The sequence below is a fragment of the Botrimarina mediterranea genome (genome assembly GCF_007753265.1).
Taxonomy (GTDB): Bacteria; Planctomycetota; Planctomycetia; order Pirellulales; family Lacipirellulaceae; genus Botrimarina; species Botrimarina mediterranea.
The window spans coordinates 47,638-72,201 of sequence record NZ_CP036349.1 but is presented as its reverse complement, the minus strand read 5'-3'; the positions used below and the strand labels follow the sequence as shown (position 1 = coordinate 72,201).

General features: G+C 62.3%; 22 protein-coding genes and 1 pseudogene. 11 read left to right on the top strand and 12 right to left on the bottom strand.

The window, feature by feature from the left end; translation table 11 throughout:
- Positions 1 to 58 precede the first annotated feature (58 nt).
- The 4 genes from Spa11_RS00330 to Spa11_RS23520 all read left to right on the top strand — a co-directional run bounded on the left by Spa11_RS00330 (position 59) and on the right by Spa11_RS23520 (position 3,352).
- A complete protein-coding gene (locus Spa11_RS00330) occupies positions 59 to 337 on the top strand; it encodes a hypothetical protein (protein ID WP_145105218.1) in 279 nt (92 codons plus the stop codon).
- Positions 334 to 1,233: a MauE/DoxX family redox-associated membrane protein gene (locus Spa11_RS00325; protein ID WP_145105215.1), complete on the top strand. Its 900-nt coding sequence runs from the start codon at positions 334 to 336 to the stop codon at positions 1,231 to 1,233. The genes Spa11_RS00330 and Spa11_RS00325 overlap by 4 nt, the downstream gene beginning before the upstream one ends.
- A complete protein-coding gene (locus tag Spa11_RS23425; RefSeq protein ID WP_145105212.1) occupies positions 1,230 to 2,819 on the top strand; it encodes a glycosyltransferase in 1,590 nt (529 codons plus the stop codon). The genes Spa11_RS00325 and Spa11_RS23425 overlap by 4 nt, the downstream gene beginning before the upstream one ends.
- A gap of 206 nt (positions 2,820 to 3,025) precedes the next feature.
- Positions 3,026 to 3,352 (top strand): transposase, encoded by a 327-nt coding sequence (locus tag Spa11_RS23520; protein WP_391503298.1) that lies wholly within the window; start codon positions 3,026 to 3,028, stop codon positions 3,350 to 3,352.
- Positions 3,353 to 3,521: 169 nt separating this feature from the next.
- Here Spa11_RS23520 and Spa11_RS00310 read toward each other — a convergent pair.
- Positions 3,522 to 4,584 (bottom strand): annotated as a pseudogene (locus Spa11_RS00310) (IS3 family transposase); the annotation flags it as partial.
- 86 nt (positions 4,585 to 4,670) lie between these two features.
- On the opposite strand from Spa11_RS00310, the gene Spa11_RS00305 reads away from it, so the two are divergent.
- Positions 4,671 to 6,281, top strand: a complete 1,611-nt coding sequence (locus tag Spa11_RS00305; RefSeq protein WP_197529622.1) for an ISL3 family transposase — start codon at positions 4,671 to 4,673, stop codon at positions 6,279 to 6,281.
- A 367-nt stretch (positions 6,282 to 6,648) separates the two neighbouring features.
- Here the strand turns inward: Spa11_RS00305 and Spa11_RS00300 are convergent, their stop codons facing one another.
- On the bottom strand, positions 6,649 to 6,855 hold the full coding sequence (locus Spa11_RS00300) for a type I restriction-modification system subunit M N-terminal domain-containing protein (RefSeq protein ID WP_231933091.1): 207 nt from the start codon (positions 6,853 to 6,855) through the stop codon (positions 6,649 to 6,651).
- Between the two features lie 139 nt (positions 6,856 to 6,994).
- Complete coding sequence (repC, locus tag Spa11_RS22685) at positions 6,995 to 8,326, bottom strand: plasmid replication protein RepC (RefSeq protein WP_197529621.1); 1,332 nt, start codon at positions 8,324 to 8,326, stop codon at positions 6,995 to 6,997.
- 697 nt (positions 8,327 to 9,023) lie between these two features.
- Between repC and Spa11_RS00290 the strand changes: the two genes are divergently transcribed.
- Positions 9,024 to 9,584: a hypothetical protein gene (locus Spa11_RS00290; protein WP_197529620.1), complete on the top strand. Its 561-nt coding sequence runs from the start codon at positions 9,024 to 9,026 to the stop codon at positions 9,582 to 9,584.
- Between the two features lie 10 nt (positions 9,585 to 9,594).
- Here the strand turns inward: Spa11_RS00290 and Spa11_RS00285 are convergent, their stop codons facing one another.
- The 6 genes from Spa11_RS00285 to Spa11_RS00260 form a co-directional block, all read right to left on the bottom strand.
- The gene (locus Spa11_RS00285) at positions 9,595 to 10,620 is read right to left on the bottom strand and encodes an RES family NAD+ phosphorylase (RefSeq protein ID WP_145116860.1); all 1,026 of its coding nucleotides are present in this window, start codon (positions 10,618 to 10,620) and stop codon (positions 9,595 to 9,597) included.
- Positions 10,621 to 10,622: 2 nt separating this feature from the next.
- Positions 10,623 to 11,588 carry a sce7725 family protein gene (locus tag Spa11_RS00280; protein ID WP_145105200.1) on the bottom strand — a complete coding sequence of 322 codons (966 nt, stop codon included), beginning with the start codon at positions 11,586 to 11,588 and terminating at the stop codon, positions 10,623 to 10,625.
- Positions 11,589 to 11,595: 7 nt separating this feature from the next.
- Positions 11,596 to 12,324 (bottom strand): sce7726 family protein, encoded by a 729-nt coding sequence (locus Spa11_RS00275; protein WP_197529618.1) that lies wholly within the window; start codon positions 12,322 to 12,324, stop codon positions 11,596 to 11,598.
- 545 nt (positions 12,325 to 12,869) lie between these two features.
- Positions 12,870 to 14,465: a relaxase/mobilization nuclease domain-containing protein gene (locus Spa11_RS00270; RefSeq protein WP_145105196.1), complete on the bottom strand. Its 1,596-nt coding sequence runs from the start codon at positions 14,463 to 14,465 to the stop codon at positions 12,870 to 12,872.
- On the bottom strand, positions 14,462 to 14,836 hold the full coding sequence (locus Spa11_RS00265) for a plasmid mobilization protein (protein ID WP_145105193.1): 375 nt from the start codon (positions 14,834 to 14,836) through the stop codon (positions 14,462 to 14,464). Before Spa11_RS00265 ends, Spa11_RS00270 begins: the two co-directional genes overlap by 4 nt.
- 964 nt (positions 14,837 to 15,800) lie before the next feature.
- A complete protein-coding gene (locus Spa11_RS00260; RefSeq protein WP_145105190.1) occupies positions 15,801 to 16,697 on the bottom strand; it encodes an ArdC family protein in 897 nt (298 codons plus the stop codon).
- Positions 16,698 to 16,888: 191 nt separating this feature from the next.
- On the opposite strand from Spa11_RS00260, the gene Spa11_RS00255 reads away from it, so the two are divergent.
- From Spa11_RS00255 to Spa11_RS00240, 4 genes are all read left to right on the top strand, one after another.
- The gene (locus Spa11_RS00255; protein ID WP_145105187.1) at positions 16,889 to 17,116 is read left to right on the top strand and encodes a hypothetical protein; all 228 of its coding nucleotides are present in this window, start codon (positions 16,889 to 16,891) and stop codon (positions 17,114 to 17,116) included.
- Positions 17,117 to 17,530 carry a type II toxin-antitoxin system VapC family toxin gene (locus Spa11_RS00250; protein WP_145105184.1) on the top strand — a complete coding sequence of 138 codons (414 nt, stop codon included), beginning with the start codon at positions 17,117 to 17,119 and terminating at the stop codon, positions 17,528 to 17,530. It abuts the gene before it with no gap.
- A 431-nt stretch (positions 17,531 to 17,961) separates the two neighbouring features.
- The gene (locus tag Spa11_RS22680) at positions 17,962 to 18,219 is read left to right on the top strand and encodes a helix-turn-helix domain-containing protein (RefSeq protein ID WP_197529617.1); all 258 of its coding nucleotides are present in this window, start codon (positions 17,962 to 17,964) and stop codon (positions 18,217 to 18,219) included.
- Between the two features lie 105 nt (positions 18,220 to 18,324).
- Positions 18,325 to 19,371 carry a hypothetical protein gene (locus tag Spa11_RS00240; protein ID WP_145105177.1) on the top strand — a complete coding sequence of 349 codons (1,047 nt, stop codon included), beginning with the start codon at positions 18,325 to 18,327 and terminating at the stop codon, positions 19,369 to 19,371.
- 77 nt (positions 19,372 to 19,448) lie between these two features.
- Here the strand turns inward: Spa11_RS00240 and Spa11_RS00235 are convergent, their stop codons facing one another.
- The 3 genes from Spa11_RS00235 to Spa11_RS00225 are packed head-to-tail and all read right to left on the bottom strand — an operon-like array spanning position 19,449 to position 20,718.
- The gene (locus Spa11_RS00235) at positions 19,449 to 20,135 is read right to left on the bottom strand and encodes a hypothetical protein (RefSeq protein WP_145105174.1); all 687 of its coding nucleotides are present in this window, start codon (positions 20,133 to 20,135) and stop codon (positions 19,449 to 19,451) included.
- The gene (locus Spa11_RS00230) at positions 20,132 to 20,440 is read right to left on the bottom strand and encodes a hypothetical protein (protein ID WP_145105171.1); all 309 of its coding nucleotides are present in this window, start codon (positions 20,438 to 20,440) and stop codon (positions 20,132 to 20,134) included. The genes Spa11_RS00235 and Spa11_RS00230 overlap by 4 nt, the downstream gene beginning before the upstream one ends.
- Positions 20,437 to 20,718 (bottom strand): hypothetical protein, encoded by a 282-nt coding sequence (locus Spa11_RS00225; protein WP_145105168.1) that lies wholly within the window; start codon positions 20,716 to 20,718, stop codon positions 20,437 to 20,439. The genes Spa11_RS00230 and Spa11_RS00225 overlap by 4 nt, the downstream gene beginning before the upstream one ends.
- 312 nt (positions 20,719 to 21,030) lie before the next feature.
- On the opposite strand from Spa11_RS00225, the gene Spa11_RS00220 reads away from it, so the two are divergent.
- Positions 21,031 to 24,435 (top strand): CHAT domain-containing protein, encoded by a 3,405-nt coding sequence (locus Spa11_RS00220; RefSeq protein ID WP_197529616.1) that lies wholly within the window; start codon positions 21,031 to 21,033, stop codon positions 24,433 to 24,435.
- Positions 24,436 to 24,564: the final 129 nt, after the last annotated feature.

Sequence of the window (24,564 nt, the reverse complement as noted above, 5' to 3'; positions counted from 1 at the left end):
ATTTTGCCATACTTCCGTTTGTTTCCGAATCCGTCCCAGTTCTGACCGAGACTCAAGTGTGATGCTGTCTCAGCTTCCCGATGAAGGGTCTAGTAAGCCAATCCCGCTGTGGCAGATTGCGCCCGCGATTGAGTTTGTTTGTTGGGTTGTTGTTGGTCTGGCGCCGTTGCTTTACGTCATTATTGGCGCGCCTGTCACTTCGGACCAAGCGGTCTTGCAAGTATCGATTGTAGTGTTGGCAGTGCTTGGTGCCATCTTGATGCGGGTCATTGGTTTTCGGAACTCAAGGGGTTGGAAGGAATTGCTCGTCAGGCTGGAAGAAGAAGAGGTGACATGAGTGCCGATTATCGACGCATTCGCTGGGCCCGGATTGCGCCTGATTGCTACGTTCGGAGTGTCCTCGCGGCCCTGATGGTAATCGCGGCGATCACCAAGGGGCTTTCACCTGGAGAATCTGCGAGGGCAGTCTTTGACGGAATGCCGTTCGTGGGAAGGCTGCTGATCGTGCAAGCCGAGTTGGCATTCGGCGTCATTCTGGCCTCAGGGCTCTGGCGGTGTTTTGTCCACGATGCCGCTATGCTGGTTTTTACCGTGTTTGCTTTGATAGCAATGCGGAGTGTGCTTAGTGGGGAGGAGTCTTGTGGTTGCTTCGGGGCCGCTGTCGTCGATCCGCGTGTGATTTTGCTTATCGATCTGCTCGCGGTTGCCGCCCTGCTAGCCACTCGGAGGGGGGGAGGCCGGCTTTTCTACTCGGCATGGAAGCGAGTCCGCTTAGTAGTTGTTGTAATCACCTTAATGGGCGTCCCGTTAGGCTTTGCTATGTCGAAGTTGGCTCCAGTCCATGGCGTAGCCGTAGAGTCTGTGGATAAGTTTGTACTGCTGGAGCCCGAAACCTGGGTTGGCAAGAAGTTGCCGCTGCTCGAAGTTCTGGAGGGAAAGCCGGAATTGGCGTCCGGTGTATGGGTAGTGCTCATGCATCACCATGGCTGTTCAGACTGCCAACGGGTGATGCCTGGTTATGAGAGACGGCTGATTCGAGGAGAACGCGTGCTGCTCGTCGAGACGCCCCCGTTTCCCAAAGGGACTGCAAAAGATGGTTTTAATCGAGGATTTGCGCGGCTGCCCGACGATAGAGATTGGTTTGTCCACACCCCAGTTGAGATCATCATCAATGACGGAGTGGTGGTATCGGTCGATAGCGAGCTGCTTCTCGACGAGGAGGCGAAGCTGTGACTGTTACTGTCTCAGTCCGGACTTTAGAGGTGGAGAACACCATCTCGCGCAGCAGATTACTATCAGTTGTCGTGCCAGTGTACAATGAACACCGCACGGTCGCAGAGGTCGTAAGCCAGCTACTCAAGTTGGCGATGGTTGACGAAGTCGTCCTCATCGACGATGGATCGGACGATAAAACCCGGCAAGTAATTAGTCAATTCGCGACGGAGCAACGCGTTCGTATGCTCCGTCATGCTGAGAATCGCGGCAAAGGCGCCGCGCTACGTTCGGGGTTCTCCGCCTGTACCGGGCAAGTGATCATCGTTCAGGACGCGGATCTTGAATACTCTCCTGAAGCTCTCCCTGAGATTGCCAGACCCATCCTCGATGGCGAGGCAGATGTCGTCTATGGCTCGCGCGAGTTGGGAAGCCGTTACGAAGGCAGTCATTGCGTCTATAAGGTAGCGAACTGGGCACTTACGTGGCTCTCAAACCGAATGACTGGTCTGCGACTCACCGATATGGAGACGGGGTGCAAGGCGTTTAGGCGAGAAGTTATTGAAGGAATCACGATCGAAGAAGACCGCTTTGGTGTCGAGCCTGAGTTGACCGCCAAAGTGGCCGCGGCGGGGTGGCGCATCATTGAGAAGCCAGTCGGCTACCAGCCACGTAGTTACCAGGAAGGCAAGAAAGTTGGCTTTCACGACGGCCTAAGGGCCCTGTGGTGCATCGCACGCTATAGCCGACGACGGTCGAAAGCGGCGACCAGTGACCGCGTCGTTGCATCGTCCTTCGGGACATGCCCTCCACCGGGCTTCACACTAATTGAGATTTGTGTGGTAATTGCGATAATCGGAACTTTATTGGCGATTGCACTCCCCGCAGTCCAAATGGCGCGAGAGGCCTCTCGTCGAAGTTCATGCGTCAATAATCTCCGGCAACAGGCGCTCGCCGCTAAACTTCATATCGACGCGTATCAGCATTTTCCTACGGGTGGGTGGGGCGAGGAGTGGGTGGGCGACCCCGATTTAGGGTTCGGGCCGAGGCAGCCGGGAGGGTGGATATACAACGTCCTGCCGTTTGTTGAGCAGGCAGCATTACGCGACCTCGGGAGTGGTCAATCAACTGATGAGAAGAAGCAATCACTTAAACAATTGATGATGACGCCACTTGAGGTCCTTAACTGCCCATCGCGGCGAAAGTCGGAGATTTACCCGTACCGCGGCCCACTGCCGCTCAAAAACGTCGATCCGCCACCGGAGGTGGCTAAGTCCGACTACGCAATCAACTTTACCCTCTCCTACAAAAGGTCGGAAGTCATCGTAGCGGAGGTCCTGCTTGACAAGGGGATGAGCAAGACTTTACTTACAGCTGAGAAGGGGCTCAATCAAAGGGACTACGCGACAGGTGAAAGTGCCGGCGACCGGCTCAGTATGTATACGGGCGATTGTGAGGACGTCCGTCGCACCGTCTCGAATGCTCCGACCGGGGACCGCAGCGGCGGCAATGGCGGGTTTGGCGGCCCACACCCAAACGGTTGTAACGTGGCCTATGGCGACGGCTCCGTCCGATTTGTAGCTGAGGAGGGGCCACTCGAACCGTGAACAAGAAGAGACATTAAAATTGGATGAATGGGGTAGTACTTCGCGCTTAAAGAGCACTTATTGGACGCACAGGCCGATTCAGACGACGTTTGACGCGCGCTTACGATTAGAACTCGTTTCAAAATCTGCGTGACCTAAGGTTTCGCCACGTCGGGAGTTACGTTACGAAGGTCTCTGAAAGGAGGCTGTCATGGCGAGACGACCGAGTGTTGAGATCACCGACGAGCAGTGGGCGAGGATCGAGCCGCTGTGCCGTCGGCCCGAGGTGGGACGCAAGGGGGGGCCGCCCACGAGAGGACAACCGTGCCTGCCTGGAAGTTGTTCTGTGGATGCTTAGCAGCGGGGCTCGTTGGCGGCACCTTCCCGAGAGATACCCCTCCCCCAGCACCTGTTGGCGAAGGCTGGGCGAATGGCAAGCCGAAGGAATTCTTGATGAGGTTTGGCAGTCGCTGCTTGTGATCGGCAGTCGAAAAGGGTTCTTGCTCAATCTTGGTGAACGCTTCGGCCCAGTTTGCGTAGAGGAATCGCCATAGAGGTTCTGTCCGAGACGCCAAGCACGGCGTGACCAGCCTCGAATTCTTGTACCACCCGCTATGAAGGTGCGGGTTGGGTAAAGCCGCTGCCCTGCCGTAGCGGAGAAGGCTGCTGAGGCGTAGCCGAAGCAGCCTTCGAAGCGGAGGAAGGGCAGCGGGCCGCGAACTCGGCCGGGGTGACGTACCCCAGCGAGCTGTGCGGCCGGTGGTGGTTGTAGTCCTCTTTCCAGGCGACCGTGAGCTTCCTAGCCGCGGCGAGCGACTCGAACTGCTCGACCGCCAAGAACTCGTCACGCAGCCGGCTGTGGGAGCTCTCCGCGTAGCCGTTCTGCCAAGGGCTCCCCGGCTCGATGTACAGCGTCCCAACGCCTAGCTGCTCCAGCCATCCCCGGATCGCCTTCGCGGTGAACTCGCTGCCGTTGTCGCTGCGGATGTGCTCCGGAACGCCGTGCATCGCGAAGAGCTCCGCCAGCGTGTCGATCACGTCCTCGCTCGTGATGCTCCGGTCGCACTTCAGAGCCAGGCACTCGCGTGTGTGCTCATCGACGATCGACAGCCACTTCAGCGGGCTCCCGAGCGTCGTCTTGTCGAACACGAAGTCCCAAGTCCAGACGTGGCTGCGGTACGTCGCACGGCGCCGGTCACAACCGTTCTCCGCCACGCCCAGCCGACGCCGTTTCCGCTTCTTACGAGGCACTTTCAGGCCCTCCTTTCGCCACAGCCGAAGAACACGCGACTCGCTCGCACCGAAGCCCTCAGCCCGCAACAACGCCGCGATCCGCCGGTACCCGAACCGCGGGCGCCTCCGCACCAACTCCAGCATCCGCTGAATCAGGCGTGGCTCGTCGCCACGCGGCTTCACCCGGTACCGCTGACTCGAACGCGGCTGGCCGATCGCCTTGCACGCCCTTCGCTCGGACGCCGAGAACGCTCGCTTGAGCTCCTCGACCGCCGCACGCTTCCGGGAAGGGCTCACCAGTTTCCCTCCTGCAGATGCTTGAGCATCTGGTTGTCCAGCGACAGGTCCGCCACCAGCTGCTTCAGCCGCTTATTCTCTTCCTCCAGCTTCTTCAGCCGTACTGCTTACGCCAACGCTCCAGCGTCGATTCGCTCACTTCGAGCGTCTGCAGCACCACCGCTTGATCCTTGCCCGCTGACAGCATCGCATCCGCGTCGCGAAGCTTCTTGACGATCTGCTCCGGCGAATGCCGCTTCCTACGCTTCTCGCTCATCCTTCGGTCTCCTCGGTGAGACCTTCATAAGAGGTGGATCAGGTTTTCGATAGCAGGCCAGGCGAGGCTTTGTTGAGTCGATAGTCGTGCGTTTAGCCGCTTCGTTACCGGAACCCGAGTCGCTGGTCTGCCGCAGCGTGCAGATTGACGAGGGGGTCGCGACGCTTGAAGTCGAAAGCCGCCAGCCGACGGCGTGTTGTCCTTCGTGTGGCGGGCTCTCTCGACGCGTCCACAGCCACTACGTCCGCAAGTTGAGGGACCTGCCTTGGCAGGGTCTGCAGGTTCGGCTTCGCTGGCGCAGTCGGAAGTTGTTCTGCTGTAACGCTGGATGCCAGCAGCGGGTCTTCACCGAGCGTCTCCCCAAGGTCGCTCAGCCGTACGCTCGTCAAACGATGCGATCGGAGGAAGCCCTGCGAGCGATTGCGATGGCATGCGGTGGTCTGCCGGGCGCCCGACTAGCCAATCGCCTCGGCATGGTGACCAGCGGCGATAGCCTGCTCCGCCTCTTGCGTCGTGGGAGCTCCGAAACGCCTCCATGCCCGCGCGTCCTGGGGGTTGATGACTTCGCTTTTCGCAAGCGATCGACCTACGGAACCATTCTCTGCGACCTCGTTCGTCGCCGACCGGTTGATCTCCTTCCTGAGCGGAGCAAAGAGTCCCTGAGCGCTTGGCTCTTGAAGCATCCAGGGGTAGAGGTCATCAGTCGGGACCGGGGGGAGTACTACCGCCAGGGGGCCAGCGAAGGAGCCCCCGAAGCGATCCAGGTCGCCGATCGGTGGCATCTGCTGGGCAATCTACGCGAAGCCTTGGCGCGTTGGTTGGGAAGATGTTCGGGAGAGTGGCGAGTCGCCGCTGCTGGGGAGTCGGCATCCAGTCACTCTGGCGTCTCGACGGTAGCACCTCCCCAAGTGACCAAGGGAGAGCTGAGCACCGCGCGTCGAGAACTACGTCTGCAGCGTTACGAAGAATCGCGGCGGCTCAGCCGTGAAGGGCTCGATAATCGACAGATCGGCCGCCTCCTTGGCCTCCACGCGGTGACCGTTCGAAAGTTTATCGAAGCGGATTCGTTTCCCGAGCGGGTCGATCCGGCAAGGACGCGGCTGACCGACGCCTTCCTTGAGCACTTGAAGAAGCGCTGGGAGCAAGGGTGTCACGTCGCGCAGACCCTGTACAGCGAAATCCGATCGCTAGGCTACGTCGGTTCGTACGACGCCGTTCGGCGTCGCGTGGCGCCGTGGCGGGACGCAGCTCGCGACCGTAAGGCGGCAGTCGTCGCGGGCTCCTGCGTCGCTAGCAACCGGCTGTCCGCTGACCAGCTGGCATGGCTTCTCGTCCAGCCGTCGAAGGATCGAACGGCCGAAGGTGAAGCGGTCTTGCATCGACTCTCCTTACTGGGCGAAAGCTGGTCCAAGGCGATTGAGCTGGCCAGGGCATTCCCTGAAGCCATGCGTGATCAGGATGGCGCCGCGTTTGACGGCTGGCTGGAGCGCGCCCTGCGGGAGGTGGTACCTCGTGAAGTACGCCGATTCGCGCAAGGGCTTACTCGCGACCTAGCGGCGGTGCGAATGGCCTTCACTTCTTCTTGGAGCAACGGCCAAACTGAAGGGCACGTCAATCGGCTCAAGACGATCAAACGCCAAATGTACGGCCGGGCGAGCTTTGACCTGCTGCGGATCCGCTTTCTCAACGCGGCCTAGCCCATCTTGCGCTCGGTCGTTTGGGGCGTTAACCGACGGCGACGGCCACCAGCACACTCGGCTCCCATGCATGGCTCTCCCCCTACTCCAATCGCCATCAACCACGACGTCCGGCGCTTTGGCTTCACCAAGATTGAGCAAGAACCCTTTTCGGCTGCCGATCACAAGCGTGAGAACGCTCAAGAAGATGTCTTCGGCGGGTAGGGCTTCGAACCGCGCCCTGACGCGAGCGTCACCTTGCTTCCGCTGGACCTCCGAAAGCACGCACGTGTCGATTACGGTCCTCACAGTTCCAGCTCCCGGCCGGGGCTCTGGTCTCGTTGGAGATCAACCCCGTCGAGGCTGGGACCGCCGAGGATCAGGTCCTTCAGCGTGGGCTGCTCATCGCCTTGAAGCCAGCGCCCTTGGGGATCTTGATCGGCGCGTACGCCTGCCCCTCGTACTTGTCGCTGACGTACTTGATGAACAAGAGCGAAAGGACGTAGTCCTTGTACTGACTGGCGTCCATTCCGCCCCGCAGCTCGTCACAGCTCGCCCAGAGCGAGGAGTAGAGTTCGGACTTCTTGAGAGCCATTGAGGCCTACCGTTCCTTCGGTGTTCCTGATGCAAACTTACGGGCGGCTGGCATCTGGAGTCGCCGCCTCGCTGCTGGCAGGCAGTCTAGCAGAGGCGTTCCGAGATCGGTACGCGGGCTTCGTGTCAGCGCGGCCATTTCATCGACCCGCCGTACCGCGGGTTCGTTCGGTCCTGGAAGGGCCTAACAGCCCGAACAGAGTGCTATGCAGCCGCAGCTCCCCCCGCTCCGCCCTACTCACCAGCCCGCGGAAGTAAGCCGCCGGCGCCCGAGCCGGGTTATCCTTCCGCAGCGCCGCCCGGTCCGTCACCAGCAGCGCGACAGCCGCCCCACTCCGCCCCAGGACAACGCATGCCTCGCCCCAGCTCTCTTGCGAGACGCCCAGCTCGGTGCGGAGGCGGTAAGCGGCCTCGACCAGATCGGCCCAGCCCGGGTCCCGCGGCAGGTGCGCCGCTAGCCGCTCACTCGCCGCCGATAACGCCATGCCTAGCGTCACATGCTCCAGGCCCGGAGACGACTGCCCCGTGGACGGACTCGCCTCCTTGACCTCGGAGGATCGCCGTACGCTTACCTGAAAGCTTGCGTCGCTCCGACTACAGGGTTCTATGAAAGAATGAGTAGGGTATTTGTAGTGGGCGACCTTGGGTTCGTCTCTGGACGAACTTCTTGGTGTTTCTTTGATCGAAGAACAGCACTGAGCCCCCTCTTCGATTTCCAGGCCCCCTACTCCCATCGAGCCTTGGATCGCGTTGTAGAGGCTTCTATGCTCGGCAACGAGCGATTCGAGCGAGCTCAGGTCCATCGAGGTTCGGATCGGAACGGCGATCGCATCGTACTGTGAAGCGAAGCGTTCGATCTCCATCATCGAAGCCCCCTCTTCCCGCTGCGACCACTCGGCCAACAGAGCCCGCACCTGTCGGCGGAGCCAAGACGCTTCGCGCTTGGCCGCCATCCAGGCGTCGTCGTGGCGACGCTTCTCTTCGAGGATCGCATTGAGCTGTGAGGCCAGCGACGCGAGCGGCCCGAGATCGACGCCGTAGGCGTAAACGATCCGCCCCGTATCGGCGCAGCGTTGGCCGTAACGCTTGTGATTGCCCGAGTCGTTCCACGCGATCGCCCCGGCCGCGAAGAGAGCCGCTTCGAGTTTCTGCACTTGCCGCTCAGTGACGCCCAGGTCGAGCGACGTACGGGCGAGCGATTGGTAGACGATGGGCCGGCCCCCCTCCTCCCAGTCGCAGTCGCGTGTGAACGCCAAGTAGTATTCCAGCAGCGTCAGCATCCGCGGCGTGAAGCCAGCGAGCTTGCCGGCGCGTTTCGCTAACAGCAGAAGGCCGTAGCGGTCGGCCCCCTCCTCTAGTCCCCGAAAATCGTCGGCGAGTGTTTGGGCGTGACGCAAGGCGTCCGAAGCGACGCGCCCCCCTCCTCCCAGGCTCTTTAGCTGTTGATTGGTGAATGTATGAAGTGTCTGCATAGCATCGCTGTGCGCCCTCCTCCGTGGCGGGTTCCTTAGAGTGCGGACGTGCAAAAGCACGCCGGCGAAAAAATCGCTTGCGCTGGGAACCGAAGACGGATACGGTGGGATTGCTACATCGCTTTCCGTGACCCAGTCTTCCCGGAACCTCTTCAAAGACCGCCGCTCGAAACGGCGGTTTTTTGTTGTCTGCGAGGCGGCCTGGCGGCCTTGTTCGGCTGGCGCCCTCCTTTCTTTCTTCGTTGGTATTGAGGCGGACACGGGAGAATCCCGCGCCCTGCAAGAGACAGACAGCCCCGATTCGGCCGTCTCGTGGAACCACGGTATCACGATTCTTGCGCGGTTGTCCCCAGGTTTGTGCACACCCTTGAACACGGGTGGACGCACACCCCCCGCCCAGCGTTGACCACCTGTGCAGAGGAGGGCGCGACCATACCCCGACCATTCGGCGAGCGCTTCGCCAGCAAACCCGCACGAAGCCTCATTGATCAGCGGAGTGGGGGAGTCGCACACCCCTTGGGCAGTGTGCGCCCACGGGTCCGCACAGCATGGGTGCGATCGTATGCAATGCTGAACGGACACCCCTGAACAGCGTGGGCGGTTGTGGATAAGGAGGAGGGGGGCCGCGTTTTCGCTTGCGCCCAGTGCGCCCACTAGTGCATGCTTGTCCGCACAACAGCGAACAGTGTGACCACCCGTGACCGACCAGAAAGCGAACACCCCCAAGCAAACCACCAAGTACTCGATCACCGCCGCCCACCGGATCACCGGCAAGAGCCGCACGACGATCCAGAAGCACATCAAGAAGGGGAAACTCTCGTATACCGAGGACGACGACGGCAACAAGGTCATCGACGCTAGTGAGCTGATGAGGGTCTATGGCGACGAGTGCGACTTCAGCCGGGAGGAGGGGGACGACGCCCCGGAAGAGGTGGCCGACGTGTCCGGCAGTGTCCGCACCGAGCTGCACACCCTACGCGAAAAGCTGAACACCCTGGCCGAAGAACGCCGCCGGGAACGCGACCAACTGCAAGCACAGATCGATCACCTGCAGGAGACCCTCAAGCTCGCCCAGGAGGGGAGCAACCGGGCGTTGCTGCTGCTGGAAAACCGCTCGGGAGGAGGGGAGTGGCGTGAAGCCATCGCCAAGCTCGAAAAGCAACTTGAGGACCGCGAAGATAAGGCGATCACTAAAGCTAAAGAAGAGACGCGTCGAGAGTTCCTCTCGAAGCCTTGGTGGCGATTGCTGCGAGGTTAGAGGGGGGCTGCTACTTCCCTGAATTGCTCGGACTCATCGAGACGCGGACACCATCAATCACGTATTCAGCGACGTCCCCTGGAGCCGCCTCATCGGGAAGGAACAGGGCTAGGTTCATCCCATCGCCAACGGAACTGCCATAGATCACACCGGCGTAGTTGCACTTCTTGATGAATTCGCAGAGATACTGGCTCGGTATGTAATCGATCGCCGCGGCGTCCGGAACAACTGGAGTCGAAAGCTCGCGTCCTAATCGCTCCAGGAATGCGATGTCGCCCCGCATCAGTGCGATAGCACTCTCGTCGCCGAGCAGAAAAGGTGAAACCAATTCCCTCGGGTTTCTCAGGTCGACCACCCGCAAGTAGTTGGCGATGCTGAACTCCGCAACACAGGCTTTCTGACCCGGGTGGGGGCGAACTTCGGCGACCGCAGTCTCAGGGGTAGACGCGAGATAGAGATACGGTATCCCCACGGGGTTCGCTCGGCCATGGGAAGCGAGACGTCCGGGGGGAGCGCCCATCTGGTCGGCGGGAAACGGAACGCCGTCGCTCTCGATACGCGCTCGATACCAGTGCTGCTCCCACTCGTCTTCGTCGAGCATTAGCCATGCGAGCAACTCTTCCAGCCGCTTGTGGACGAAGGGAGTGGTAGGGAAGAACCGGTTGCGACTACGAAGCTCGTCGGAAAGCTGCGTCCACCTTTCGAGACTATCCGATTTGCAGTCGGCAGAAGGCGTGACGGGGCGTCTTACTCGCTGTCCGTCGTCGAGAATCTCGACGAGCAGTAACTGGGCCTGGGACCGCTCAACGGCGAAGATATTCCAATCTTCGATGAGCCAATCAACTAAGACGGGGCCGTCTTCGGAAGGAATGTAGATTCCGCACAGGCTCTCGAAATGATCGATGAGGTCGACCGCATCGACCAGTGCTTGTGCCGTAGCGCCGCAGGTGGGGCACGTTCCCGATTGGGTCGAAATGGTGGGAATGATCTGCTTGCGCAGTCCGCGGTCATTGAAGCATCGACCACAGCAGAGCATCACTACCGGCCCCCATGTGTCTCTGCGTAATTCGCGAGGGTCTCGATGTGGTGCATCATCGCAAGCTTCTTGACGTATCCAAGCCCGGGATAGTGGCCTCGGTCGTGCAAGTCGCAGAACTCTAACGAAGCCCGCGTCTTACAGAACTTTGAATTGGGATCCCGTAGCTGATCAACGAGCTTCGCCACCGCTTCCTGGAACTTTCCCGCGGGGTCCTTCGGAGTGTCCTGACGATCTGACTTGAAGTGCCAGATGTACATCGCGTCGTCGTTGTCGCCATCGATAAACGTTAGATGAATGGCGACCGTGTAGGCTGGCCCTCCTGCCTCGGAGTAGGCGCCTCCTACCACTAAGAAATCGCCAAACCCGTCGACTCCTTCATCGGGGTAGGTGATGTGGAGGTCCGAAAAGAACTCGGGCGTATCGGGATGGTCACGGTTTCTCTGTCGCGGGGTGCATCCGTCACGGACCAGGATTGGCGTTGCAGTCCCCTTGAAGTGCCGCTGGTAGAGCTTACCGCAGTACGCCTCCAAGAAGATGTTTGCGTCAATACGCGTCGCGTTGTCTCGCACGTAGGGCGCGAGCCCACTCGCATCCGAGAACCCCGCGTGGATCAACGCCAGTCGACGGGAGGCATCCTGGCGATTACAGATAGCGAGCGCGTCGCTTGCCTTCATGCCCTCGGTCAGCAAGACGCCGACTGTGATGTGGCCGTGGCTCTCGCAATTCTCTTTGAGGAAGGCCGAAATCTCTTCGCCGTCGCCGCTATGATCACCTATCTGCGGGTTGATGATAAGGATCGATCTCGCCCCTTCGGACTCCAAGTAGTCGAGTGTCTTCAAGAGGCCGCTTTTTTGCTCCCGAACAGGTTCGATTATGGGCGTGAAGCCCGCATCGCGCATGAGGGGCGTCGATTCCCTGATGGCCACAAGCTCGTACTGCTTGCCCCGGAAGTATGGGTAGTACATCAATTCGCTATTCCCATTGCAGGGCAGTCTGGAGCGGAGACTGTACGGCCTGTATCAGCCGATCGTGATCGGACTTCCGAAGTCGGGTGGAGAGAGAGGCCGAGTAGAGCGACTCGGGCAGGTTATCAAGAAGCGATTGTAGGGACAGCAAGCTCCTGGTCTGCTTTAGTGTGCTCACCATGCCGCGGTGAGCAGCGTCGGGCGTGAGACACGCGAACGCCTCCCTGAGCATACCGTAGCGCTGGGTGTTTGGCACAGAAGGGATGGGCACGCCATTGTTGGCAAGGATCGACTCCGCCTCACGCAGAGTAATGGAGTCGAAGATAGCGTGCGGGCAGGTCCGGTGCACGTCTTCAACGCCTTCACGCAATACTGAAATGCTGTACCTGTTGGTTAGGAGAAGCACGCCAACGCCCACGGGCGCAATGTCGAAAGCGCTCTCCACGTGGTTCTCGCCTACGATGACGTTCACTGTGGCGAAAACACGGAGGTAGGCCTCAATCTGCGCTCTCAGTCGAGTGAGGCTATCTCGTTCGGACTTGATCTCGTAGACGGTGGCCGTTCCGTTCAGGATCACGACGTCGGCCTTGCAATTGGCGACGCGGAACTCGGTAAGCATCGACGCCGTTTGCAGGGAGTGGATGCCAAGGAGAATCTTCTTGGCAATCGCCGCCTTGTAGACGTATTCGTGGCGGTGTTCGGCCTGCTTCAGGTGCTGAAAAGCCCGGTCGAGCAAATCCCCGACGGTTCCAAGTGGGGCAGCGTCACAAAGCAATCCCGATTCGCGAACAAGCCGTGCGAACGTCGGGGAGGCCCCCCACCGTGCAAGCTCACGGACGACAGACGACGAAAAGAACCTTGCTATGGCGGCCGATTCTATTTGCCGTTGGCATTCCATCTTCCCCCCGCGGGCTCGGACGTCTCTGGCCCTCTTCGATTCTAGCATTGCTGGCGCAAGTGTAAACTAGGTAAGGGTTTGGGCGCGATGTCGGGCAAGCTCAACGGTGACATCGGCGGTGCAGGAAGGGGCAGGCGAGCGGAACCGGAAGAGCATCGGTTTGCAGCCGGGCAATTGACTGCCTGGAGGCCCCATTTCTCCCAAGCAGCGAGAAGGGAGCGCGGCCATCTATCGCGACGAGAACCCGGCCTTCCTCAATTCTCTCTCCCGCTTCGTCGGCTTCGGGGGGTCGGCTCTCACCGCCAAGGGGAGCCGGCCCCCCGCAGCCGCTACGAAGCCCGCCCCCCGCTTTGTTGGCGAGGGGGCGAGGTCTCTCACTATTCCTAGCGCTCGATCCCGTCCCGATCCCCACGCCCCGAGCGCCCGTCCTTCTCCTTGGCCAGCAGCGCGTCGATCTCCGCCCGCAACCGCTCCCGCCGCTCGCGCTCGCTATCGATCAGCGCCGCCCCCCGCGCCGGATCACCCGTCCCCACCACGTCCCGAACCGGCGTCGGCTGCGCCGGCCCCTGCGAACGCGGGTGCTCCTTCACCAACCGCCGCCACTCCTCGCGGCACGCCTCTTGGTGCCCCCGCCATCGCCCCCGCGTCGCCTCCCGAACCTTCTGCTGCTCACCGAGCGTCTTCTCCCGCTCCGACAAATAATCCCGCCGCGTCTGCGAAACCAGCCGCTTCTGCTGCTCCAGCCGCAGCTTCCGCGAAGCCTCGGCGAGCCGTGTCTCTTTCTCCCGCACCTCGCGCTCGCGCGCCTTCTGCTCGCGCCGCAAAACCTCCTCACGCCGCTCGTGCTGCGTCTTCAGCGCCGCCTCCCGAGCCCCGCGGCTCGCCAGTACCCCGAACGCCTCCCGGAACGTGCTAACCCGGCCGTCCTCGGCCTGCCGGTCGCCCCCCACCAAGGCCCCGAAATCGATCGCCCGCAGCGCGTTGGTCACGCGCCCCACGAGCTTCTCCTCGTTCTGCCGAAACCCGGCCAGCTCCGCGCGGAGCTGGTGATAAAGCTCGCCCCACTTGGGCCGGTAAGCGTCGCGCACCTCCGAGAGCCCACGCCCGGTCCGCTCCTTACGCCGAGCCTCAACTCGCGCCAGCGACTCCCGCCCACTCCGCTCGACCGCTTCCAATCGCACCCTCACGTCGCGCTGCAACTTCTCCAAGGCCTCTCTGCCACGACGGTTCTGCGTCCGCTGCTCCTTGGCGATCGCCGCGGCCCGCCGCGTCTGCTCCGCCAGCAGCAGCGCCTTCCGCGCGGCCTGCGTCTCCGAAACCCCCTTCATCGCCTCGTGCTGATGCCGCGGAGTAGGGGGCTCCCCCTTCACGTACTCGCCGCGCTCGCGCGCCGCGTTGTTGAGCGTCCGCTGCGGCGTGAGGTGCTCGTTACCGTGCCGCTCCTGGTACTTCTGCGCCCACTTGGAGAGCTTGAGCTGGTCGTTCCCGTCGGGCAGCATCCGCCCGTGCAGGGGGTGCACCCGATTGAGAAGGATGTGGACGTGCGGGTGGGCCTTGTCGTTGTGCGCCACCATCAGCATCTGGCACTCGTCGCCGTAGTACCGGTAGCCGTTCTTCACCTTCTTCGAACTCGTGCTGTCCTTGCCGAGCTTCGAGACGGCTTCCCGCGCCGCCCGCCGCATCTCTTCGGCCGACAAGTTCTCGATCTCCCCCTCGGCCCAACTCAACACCAAGTGCATCACCGGCCCGCCCGCCTGCTTGCGCCCGGAGGCGGGGACCCCCGCCTGCCGCTTCAAACGCTCGGCGTCCAGAGCCGTCGCCGCCATCACCCGCCACGCCGCCTCGGGGTTCTTCGTGCCAAGACCTTGCGTGTCGGTCCAGGCCACGCGCTCCGAGGTATTCCGCCCCTCATCGTGCAAAAGATACGCGGCTGCCCCGGCAAAACTCCGCCCCTGCTTGGTGACAATCTTGACGTTCATTTCTGCTCCACCAGCTTGCAGAGCAGCGCGGAGGCTTCTCGCCGCGTCTTCTCGATCGCGCCCGGTAGCGCACTCCAATCCTTGGGGATCGGGCGCCCCGTGTGCAGGTAGAGCGCGACCTGGTTGGCGAGGTTTCCCAGCGCCGAGAGCTGCAGCGACAATTGGTTCAGCTCGCTCACGACGGCCGGGTCGCAGCCCCCCGATCGCACGACCTTCACGACACGCGCCGACAGCGAGGCCGCGCGGACGTACTCGCTGGTGGAGAGCCCGGCCTCGGCGCCACGCTCAGCGAGCATTAACCACTCCGCGGTGGTGTAGCGGACGGTCCGGTTCTCACGCCGCTCCTCGGCGATCTTTGGGGGGCGCGCCATCACGCGGCTCCTTTCGCAAAAAGCTTCGGGACCGGGCCGTCATGGAAGCGGCCCGCGTCCGCCGGTGCGGCAAAGCGTCCGAACGAAGCGGACGGCCGCGGGGGTTGCGTACAAGTCGCAGCGCAAGAAGACGCGCCGGAGCGCCTCTTCGACGCACGACGCGGCGCGTTGGTTCGCGCGTTGTCGTGTGATTTCGGCCGGACGATCCGGCGCTGCGACGCGCGGTTCACCCCAGGAGGGTCGTGAACCGCGGCGCGATCGAACGGCGCTGCGTTCGCCAGAGATAGTCCCGCCGGCCCGATAGGGCCTCGCGGGACGGGTTTTTGCCATGCAAAAACATATCTGGCTACCCGTCAGTCACCACGTTTACCACCATCCCTCCGGAAGTCACCCTTAAAGCGGCTCTCCCCACACCCCTGTAGGCAACGCTCCCTTCTCTTGCCTCATGAAGAAGTTCCCTCACTTCTCCGTTGAACCCTCCTTCGCGTTCCTCCGACCCAACGACCATCACCCCATAAGAGACCAATCATCTGAAAACAGTGAGGCCGCCGCCCATGCCCTTACCTCCGCACGTTGACGCAACACAAAGCAGGGCGAGACGCATCGCCCTGATCGAAGTTGCTCCTAACCTCCAGAGCGGGGGTCCACGCGAAAGCTGCTCCGCCCGAGACCCAAGCCGCGACCGAAACGGTCCGTGATAAAGCCTAGTGACTTTGCTGAGAGAGGGCCCACCGATAAGTCTCACCGCCATTGTGAAACGTCGCGTCGCGAAACAGGGATTGCGACGCTCTCTCAGAGGCTTAGCAAGGGTTCTTCATGACGAGAGCCGAGAGAGCGGGGGAGGCTTCTACCCGACTTCAGGCGAGACGCGCGGGCAAGTGTTGAGAGAACGCCTTAACCGCAACAACAAAAACAAGCCGCATCAGCGGCTTGTCCTTACTTCTTAAAGCGGCGTGTTAGGCTTCTAGCTATCGAACGTGACGCCGAGGATGTGGTCGGCCGCGCGTTGTCCCTGGCCGGCCGCGGCGATCACCAGCTTCTTGTCGGCGCGCAAAGACTTCCTCCAGCCTTCGAGGTAAGCGGCCGATTGCTCGATCGTCGGCGGGCTGATCCCGGCCGCCGCGCACAAGAAGGCCGAGCCCATCTCGGCCACCAGCTCTTCATTCCCGTAGTCCGGCGACCCAAAGACACTCGGCGTGTCCCCGAGGTCCCGCGCCAGCCGCTTCGGGTGGCCGGTTGAGTGGGCCAGCTCGTGAAACAGCGTCGCGAAGAAGGACTCGGTCGACTCGAAGCGGAGCGGGTCGGCAATCTCGACGCGGTCCTCGCGGGGCAGGTAACACGCCCGGTTGCCGCGCAGCTCAATCACCGGCGGGTCCCGGTACTCCTTGACGATCCGCGCGGCCGCTTCGAGCGGCACAAACTCGCGCGGCTCTGCCGACGGCGTTTCGGCTTTCGGCAACCCCTCGACCTGGTCGGCGTTGAACACCACGTAGTGCCGCAGCACCGGGATCGTCACGTCCTCGCCGCTCTCGCGATCTTTGGTGGCGTGTTGCTTCCAGAACAAGACGGGCGAGCCTTTCTCGCCCTTGCGGACCTTGCCCCCCAGCTGTTTGGCTTGGTTGAACGTCAGCCAGTAATTGGACGCGTAGTCGTGCGCCCAGGAGGTGATCGCCAACAAGAAGAGGTTGATGCCCCGGTAAGGCTTCTTGGTCCCGAAGCTCGTCGGCAGGCCGGGGCCATCGGCGCTAGTGATCGGCTGGCGCCACGGCGGCACGCCCTGGTCGAGGAGCTTGAGGATCTTGTCGGTGACCTCTTGGTAGAGGTCGCGCTTGGGTTTCTCAGAGTTGGTCTGCTTGGTCATCCGCCCCTACCTTCCGGGACGGGCGGCCTCGCGGTGTGTAGTCGATGGAGTGGTCATCGTCGTCGCCCTTTCAATCGTTGGTTGCAGTATCGGCCGCACCACAGCACGTTTCGGGGCGGCTGTCAAACAAGACAACGCACCCGGTGCGAATCTTGTTGCCCCGGCCTCGAAAAACGGGGTAAACTAGCGGTATGAAGGTTGAAATCTCCGAGACGACCTACGAAGCGATCGCGGCCGTCGAACCCGACGTGTCGGCGTTCGTTGAGCGCGCCGCTCGGCGCGCGTTGTCGCAAGCGCCCGACGCGGCGCCACGCAGGGATGTCCAGGCGGCCAAGCAGCGGCTGATGGCCTTCCGGGACAAGCTGGCGGGCGTGTCGGCCAGCGAGTTCGTGGACGATAGCCGTCAGGGCCGCGAGTAGATGCCCCTGGTCATCGACATCTCAGCGATCATCTCGCTGGCGCTCCGCGACGAGAACCCTGTTTACGCCGAGGCCGTCGTCGACGCCCTCGCCGAGACCCAGGGCCTTGTCCCGAGCGTCTTCTGGTACGAGTTGTGGAACGGGCTGGCGACTAACGTCTGCAAACGCGCGCGGCTGTCGGCGGAAGACGCCGAGGCGTTTGTCGCCGCTGTCGAAGGCCTTGGCTTGCAGACGGCGCCGATCGGCGTAAGCGGCGAGGTCTTGCGGCTCTGCTTCACGCACGGGCTCACCGCGTACGACGCGGCGTACCTCGAACTGGCCCAGCGGAGCGACGCCGCGCTGGCGACGCTCGACGAGGCGCTGCGGCGCGCGGCGATCGCCGAAGGGGTCGAATTGCTTTTAGCAGACGCCTAATCCAAGTCCGCTCAAAAAAGGCGGTCGCTCTCCGCGCACCAGCGGGCGATTATCTCCCCGGCCTTGAGGGCGGCAGCGCACCATCACAACGCGGCCCCCGTCTGCGGAGGGCACGGGTGAGCGTTGTTCCCGAAGCGATCCCCTGAGCGTATGATGGACCCGTCCGGTCTCGCTTAACGCCAGCCGGCGATAATTCGAATTGACGCGCGAGCGTCAAGTTACTGCTTCAGCGAAAACCGCCAAATTTCCTGATGAAGAGGCAGTGCCTTGAAGCCGCGCCCCGAAAGGGGCGCCGGCCAGGGCACGTTCTTCATGCCCCTTGGCGGGGGTTCGCTGAGCGACCTTGGTACGGCGCCCTGTTTCGTCGGGGCGGTCTGGCGATGGCTCGTTCACAACCGGTTCTTCTTAACGGGACGCCGCCCTCGTTCCCGATGGACGCCGCCACCTGGCGCGACGTTCGAGAGCGACTTGACCTCGCGCCGCAGCAGTCGCGGATTGTCGAGCTGATCTTGCGCGGCAAGCCCGACAAGGAAATCGCCCTCGAGCTCGGTCTGTCGGTGCCGACGATCCGCACCTACCTGCGGAGGGCGTACCGCCGGCTCGGGGCGAGCGACAAGCTCACGCTGGTGCTGCGGGTGTTCGAAACGGCGCAAGCGAGCCTCCAGGAGTCGCGTCATCCGCAGGGATGACATCCCGCGGGAGGTCATCCTTGTGGATGGCTTGTCGGCAAGCAGGGGTGGTCTAGGCTGCGACCATCCCCTTCCACCCATCGCACCTTTTGCACCTGTTCCTCGATGAAACGATCTCCATTGCTGTTGGTCCTGGCGGCGGTCGCGTGCTGCTTCGTCGCGAAGTCCGCCGCGGGGCAGACCCGCTACGAACTGCTCCCGCTGTCGTTCACGGTAGCGAACGCTTCGATCGGCCAGTTCAACGGCGACTACACGGTCAGCGGCTTTATCGAAACTGATGGCAGCTTCGGTCCGCTCGACATCTGGAGTGACAACGTTACCGACCTTCAAATCGTTGTTCAGGGCCCAGTCAGCGGAACGCTCTCTGCTACCGATGTCTTCGGCTTCAACGTTGCGGCGACGCCCGATGCGCTCCTCATTTCACCATATAGCGACTCGGCGGGTCACGGATTGGGCCTGTCCGGCTGGACCCTCGCGCATTCGGCTTGCCCCGCCTGCGAAGAGGCAATCAGTGTACTGAGCATTAATCCCAACGCGACAGGCAGCCGTGTTAACGCCGATTTCACTGTTTTGGAGGACTTGGGCGATTCGATTTTTACTCTTGCAGTTGAGAGCTTTAGCGCCGGCACTCCAACCTCGGGCTTCGTGTTCGCGACGAACGAGGGGGTCGTCCGCGGTTCGACGCCCTCGCTGCCCATCTTGCCCACCGGGTCCAGCTCACCGGCCGGGTGCGACTGCGTTTCGTTCGACTTCGACAACGCCCCGAGCGGCTGGTGGTTCGACCCGCCGGTCGCCGAGGGCTACGAGTACCGCATGCAGGCGGGGTCCGACGCGCTGTTCACGTCGGTCCTCGACTTCCCGCCCGGCTTCGACGGGCCGTTCACGGTCGTCGCCGACGGGGCGACGCTGGGCGTCTTCGGGCCCGGTGAGCCGGTCGATTTCGTGTCGCTGCTCGGCCACGGGGTCGGGTCGTTCCTCGTGACCGGCATTGCGCCGGGCGTCGATCCCGAAGACCCCCAGGCCTTCCCAATCAAACTGGCGTTCGACCAGCCATTCGCTTCCTTTGCGATGACGGCGATCACCACGGTGCCCGAGCCGGGCGCCGTCATGCTCGCCGTCGTGGCGTGTCTGTTGGCGCAGAAGCGACGCTAAGCACTTCGGAAGTTGGCGTTCCGGCAAACGAAGACCGTCGCGGCGTGAGCCGCGACGGTCGTTGCGTAGGGCGCCCGCTACAGCGCGCCGGCCTCCAGCACGAGGCACTGGTCGTGCAGCCCCGGGATGAAGCTGCTGCGGTAGCTCCGCGACGACGACGTGTTGCCGTACTGCAGACGGATGATCTCCGTCGCCGCCATCCGCAGGCCGACCTTGGCCGCTTCGGCCACGAGCAGGTGTGGCAGCGGCTGGAAGACTCCCCGGTCGCTATAGCCGCCGATCAATACGGCGATCTTGCCGCGCGGAGTCAGTGTGCTCTTGCAGTTCCGCAGCACCCGCCGCATCCGGGCGAAGAACGCATCGAGCGTCGGCGCCTGTGACAGGCACCGCGGGTCGTCGTTGTAGACGATCTGCCGCCAGTAGGGCGGGTGCAGCCACGCGAAGTCGATCTTGCCGACGGCCTCATACAGGTGCGGTTCGGCCGCGTCCTGGCCGAACCGGACGTCCATCGACACGCACGAGATCGCCAGCTCACGGCACACGTCGCGGCACGTGCCGCTGCCGGTCATCGGGTCGAGGACCCGGCGGGGCTGGTGGTACCGCAGCAGGTCACGGATCAAGAAGCCGCCGCAGTTCCCGCGGTACTTCGACGAGCCGTAGGGGCCACGCTGGCGAGCGGCGTGGATGCTGGTGAGCTCGGGCGCCGGGCTGCCGTTACGCGGCGCGGCCGGCAGTTCGATCAGCTTGGGGAAGGGAGGTTTCATGACGCGCCCCCTTCCTCGCACAGCTCGTGGATAGAGCTGAGGTGGTCCTCCGCCTGAGCGATCATCTCGGCGATCACGGCCGCGAGGTCCTCGGCAAGGATCGCTTTAGCGACGGCCTTCAGCTCGGCGGCGCGCTCAGCGAGCCCCGAGTAGCCCTCGTAGTCGAGCCGCTCGGTGTGCTTGTCGGCGAGAGCCTCCGTCTCTTCGGCCAGCTCGCGGAGACACCGGGCGATGTCCGCTGGCGAGGCGGCCGGTGCGTTGGCCGGGTTTCCCCGGCCAACGCGGCCCGTGACGCGGGGGCTCACTCGCCCGCCCCGTCTTCGTCGTTGGCGATACCCGCTTGGGCGATCGCGTCGTAGGCTTTCGCCGCGAGGTGGGCGACCCGCAAGAGCTCGTTACGCCCGAAGTAGTGGGTGTCGTGCCACTTACCCTGGGCGTCGGTGTAGCTGCGGCTGATCTCGACCGAGTAGCGGACTCCGCCTTTGTCGGTCGGGTTGGTCCAGATCGTCGCCTTGATCGCGCCGTCGCGGACGGTGGCGAGCGGCTTGTTGTTGAGGGACTGGTTGACGATGGTGGTGCTCATGGTTCTCTCCTTGGTTGGGGTTGGAAGCCGGGGCGAGACTTTTTTTCGCCCCCTCACCCGGGCTGGGGGGCAAAAAAAATCGATCCCCGACTTCCGGGGTCCCACCCATCAGGTGGAGAGACCGCGCCACCATTGAATAGTCCTTGGCGGAGTAGCCGCAACAACTGCGTCCGTGGACCGAGGTCGCAACGAACCCGAGAACCGTTGGCTGCATGCGCAGGTCGTAGTACGTTAAACGCAAGTGAAGACTTCGAGTGAGTTAGCCCATTCTCACGGCGCGATTACCGTGGGCGTTCCGAGGAGAAGATGTCGATGGCGTCCTGGAAAGCATGTGAACCACTGGTGCTCAAGATGCAAGATGAGGGCGATTGGGCGGGGATAGCCCGGCTGTCGCTCGTTGCGAATTGCGACCCAGACGTACTCGATGCGGCGATCGAATGTGTGGAAGGAGAGGTGGGATCGTACTACGTCGTCGAAGCGCTGCTTAATTTCCGCTGTTCTGGAGGAGCGTTTTTCCCGGCCGAAGACCCTGCCGGAATGTGGGACGCCGCCGAAGTCGCGACGTTTGGGCTTCTTCGCGCGTACGGACGGGCGATCTTGTGTAATCGAGAAGACTCGCAACGTGTAGCGATCGACGTTCTCCGTACAGGGACTCGGGTGGCTATGGAAGCGGCGGATCTAGCCGCCGAGATTGGCGATGAGGGGGTCGGCGCGCTGTTCTGCCTCTGCGCAGGCCTAGGGTCGATCGGTCTCGATGATTTTCGCCAAGCCGTCGTCTGCTTTGAAGCAGCTGATCGCTTATCGAGCGCGCCGTACTCGCGGCACCCGGCGATCTATGGGGGGATCAAGGGGGATTCGTTCGGGAACCTGACGTGGGCGTACCACGAACTTGATCTACTCGATAAGAGCGATGAGGCCTCTCTCCGATGTATAGAGGTCTACCAGCGTCTTTGGGAGATTGCCCCGAACGAGCATTGGCGCAAACTCGCATTGGCGATGAGACAGCGGATGGCATCTCAAATGCATTGTTGCCCCGCCACTGAAGCGATGACGCTCGGCGATCAGTTGATGGCGTTGCTGAATAGCCGGCCGAAGTCAGACGCCGATTCGCGAGAATTGCGTGGGGCGGTTCAGCACCTGCGATCGGCGCTTCTCCGGCGAGCGGGCAACGCCGTCGCGGCGGAGAAGGCAGCGAGAGAATCCCTGTATTGGTACTCGGAACTTGAGCGTACGGACAGCAGATTTGCGGGAGACGTTGCGGATTCGAACGAAGTGCTTGCAAGCGCACTGCTTCATCAAGGCCGATTGGAGGAGGCCGCCGCCGCGTCGTCGCAAGCCGTGAAAACGCACCTGCGTCTCTACAGCCAGCGTGGGCCGCGGTACGCGCGGAAGGCGATTGCTGGTTACCTGCGCGGGGCGCGCTGCTGTCACGAATGCGGCTTCTACGAAGACGCTTGGGCTCAGTTCGAAACCGCTAAACAGTGGGCGGCGTCTTTTGCCGCGGAGGACGCCGTTCGCTTTGGATTGCTTGTCGTCGCGGCGGCCTTCGGATCGACACGGTCATCACATCAAAGGCGAAGTGGATCCGGCGAAATAGACGAGTTCGATAGGTATGAACTACTGCGTGGCTACGACGAAGTGGTCGGAATGCAACGTCAGCTGCAAGGCATGGGCCTCCTTGTGGATCGGTCGATCACCGCTCACGCGCTGACGGCCATGGCGGAGATCTTTGTTGAGTCGGGCGATGGGGAAAACGCAGTGAGATCGCTCGAGTCCGCAAAGGCGTGGTGGCAATCTCTCAGAGACGGGGGGGAAGTTGATTATGTCGCCGGCATGGCCGATTGCTTGCGTGTCGAAGCCGCCCTCCGCGTCCTGCAGGACGTTCCGCTGGCCGGCGTCGATTGCCTCGCCGAAGCCGTTGGTCTCTTTGACGGGTTCAGCGGCGTCGACGAGATGGCTCTCGTCGCACCCAGGATCGACGCCTTGTTCGCGTTCGCAGATGCGGTCATCCGGGAGAGTGAAAGTGTGGCTCCGGAAGTTCTGCACGACGCGATCGGCCACGCTCGCCAAGCGAGAGAGCTAGGAGAACGATGGCTTGCGAGCCTGAGCGACCCAATGCTAAAGAGGCGGATCGCCGCCGCAGTCAATCGTCCCAGCCATCTTCTTTTCCACTACCTTACCACGCGGCGCGAGGGCCTCTCGGAGGCCTTTTCGATCGCAGAGTCGTGCCGGTCGCGCTACCTACGCGCGATGCTGTCAGACGAGACGATCGAAGTCCCGGCGTCGAATGAGGAACTGTCCAGGCGTTTCAGGGCGGCGAGACGCGAGATGCGGTGCGCGACGATTGCACTAGCGGCGCTCGATCGCGACCGACACGACCTAGAGAGTGACCGCGCTTCGCTAGAGGAGCGGAATCGCCTTTGCGTCGAGCGCTATCTCGCAGCGCAGCAGGCAGAACACGACGCAATCGCAGCGATCCGTAAGATTGATCCTGCTTTCGACCCCCGACCTTCGGGGGCGCAAGCGTCACTCGATCAACTGAGAGGGTCGCTCGCCGGCCACGATTGCGTCGCGATACAATATACGATCTCCGACAATTGCGCGGGGGCCCTGGTAGTGTCGGAATCGGATTGCGACTGGGTTGATCTGCCAGAGGCCTCCGCTGCGAACGTAGAGCGTCTGTTGAGCGTTTGGTCCGACTTGATCGACGCACCCGAGCCACGTTCGGCGGAGGAGCACTCGATACAGAAGGAGGCTATCGACGCCTTTCTTGCCGAGTTCAGCCAACGAGTGTTAGCTCCAATTGCCGAGACGCTCCCCCCCGGCGTGCGGTCGCTAGTTGTGGCGCCACATCAAGGATTACACCTGCTGCCATTCGCCGCCTGTCCCCTTGGCGACGGCGTGGTGGCGGCAGAACGGTGGGATTTGCGTACGGTTCCCTCGCTCAGCGCGCTGCGGCCGACTGCGTTGTCCGGCGAATTGACTAGCGGCAAAGTTGTGATTGTCGACGCGTCCGGCGGAGGCCCAATTTGGTGTCGTTCTGTCGAGCTTGCGGCGGTTTCAACTTCGCTTCCGGAAGCGTCCGTAGTCGTGGTCCGAGCGAGCGATCAGCTAAAGGAGACCCTGATCGCCGAGTGTCGAGACGCAACCGCGATCCACTTCTGCTGCCATGGAAACTATCACCCCGAGAACCAGCTTGCCTCGCAACTTCGGCTGGGAAACGAGCACCAGTCGGCGCGTTGGCTGAGGCTACGGGACGTCTACCAGAGCCTCAAGCTAGAGCGAAGCCCCATCGTAACACTCAGCGCCTGCCAGACAGGCGTGCTTTCGCCGGACGACCATGACGAGTTCGTTTCATTCCCCTCCGCGTTTCTCTACGCCGGAGCATCGGCAGTTATCGCCACTCTCTGGAATGCGGATGACCTGTCATCGTGTCTCTTGATGACGAAGTTCTACGAATTGCTCGCCGAATCCCGTACGCCGTCCCACTCGCTGGCAAAGGCCCAACAGTGGCTACGGGGAGACGGCGTCGGTGAACTCGCGTCTGCTGATAGCCTTCGAGCCTACATCGACTCCCGGGGCTTGCTCGAGGCCGAGCCGGACGAGAAGGTACGACGTCGTATCGAGCGGCTAATCAACGCCGCTTGTCGCCGCGCGGACTGGGGCCCTCCTTTCGCGTCGCCCAAGTATTGGGCAGTCCACATCGTAGCCGGCTGAGGCCATGGGTTGCACGCGGAGTTCGGGGGTTCCGATTCAGTACAGACGATCCAGTTCGGCTGCATCTTCGCCGCCTGGCGCCCAGCTGGAGCGGCCGCCGGCGCCGCGAACCCGCCATTGGCGATCAGT

Bases quoted from the DNA above. Each gene is read 5' to 3' on its own strand.
- Spa11_RS22680 (WP_197529617.1), top strand. From the start codon at position 17,962: ATGGACGCCGCCACCTGGCGCGACGTTCGAGAGCGACTTGACCTCGCG.
- Spa11_RS00280 (WP_145105200.1), bottom strand. From the start codon at position 11,588: ATGTACTACCCATACTTCCGGGGCAAGCAGTACGAGCTTGTGGCCATC.
- Spa11_RS00300 (WP_231933091.1), bottom strand. From the start codon at position 6,855: ATGGCTCTCAAGAAGTCCGAACTCTACTCCTCGCTCTGGGCGAGCTGT.
- Spa11_RS00225 (WP_145105168.1), bottom strand. From the start codon at position 20,718: ATGAGCACCACCATCGTCAACCAGTCCCTCAACAACAAGCCGCTCGCC.
- Spa11_RS00270 (WP_145105196.1), bottom strand. From the start codon at position 14,465: ATGAACGTCAAGATTGTCACCAAGCAGGGGCGGAGTTTTGCCGGGGCA.
- Spa11_RS00285 (WP_145116860.1), bottom strand. From the start codon at position 10,620: ATGCTCTGCTGTGGTCGATGCTTCAATGACCGCGGACTGCGCAAGCAG.
- Spa11_RS00240 (WP_145105177.1), top strand. From the start codon at position 18,325: ATGAAACGATCTCCATTGCTGTTGGTCCTGGCGGCGGTCGCGTGCTGC.
- Spa11_RS00250 (WP_145105184.1), top strand. From the start codon at position 17,117: ATGCCCCTGGTCATCGACATCTCAGCGATCATCTCGCTGGCGCTCCGC.
- repC (WP_197529621.1), bottom strand. From the start codon at position 8,326: ATGCAGACACTTCATACATTCACCAATCAACAGCTAAAGAGCCTGGGA.
- Spa11_RS00260 (WP_145105190.1), bottom strand. From the start codon at position 16,697: ATGACCAAGCAGACCAACTCTGAGAAACCCAAGCGCGACCTCTACCAA.
- Spa11_RS00325 (WP_145105215.1), top strand. From the start codon at position 334: ATGAGTGCCGATTATCGACGCATTCGCTGGGCCCGGATTGCGCCTGAT.
- Spa11_RS00220 (WP_197529616.1), top strand. From the start codon at position 21,031: ATGGCGTCCTGGAAAGCATGTGAACCACTGGTGCTCAAGATGCAAGAT.
- Spa11_RS00265 (WP_145105193.1), bottom strand. From the start codon at position 14,836: ATGGCGCGCCCCCCAAAGATCGCCGAGGAGCGGCGTGAGAACCGGACC.
- Spa11_RS00235 (WP_145105174.1), bottom strand. From the start codon at position 20,135: ATGAAACCTCCCTTCCCCAAGCTGATCGAACTGCCGGCCGCGCCGCGT.
- Spa11_RS00255 (WP_145105187.1), top strand. From the start codon at position 16,889: ATGAAGGTTGAAATCTCCGAGACGACCTACGAAGCGATCGCGGCCGTC.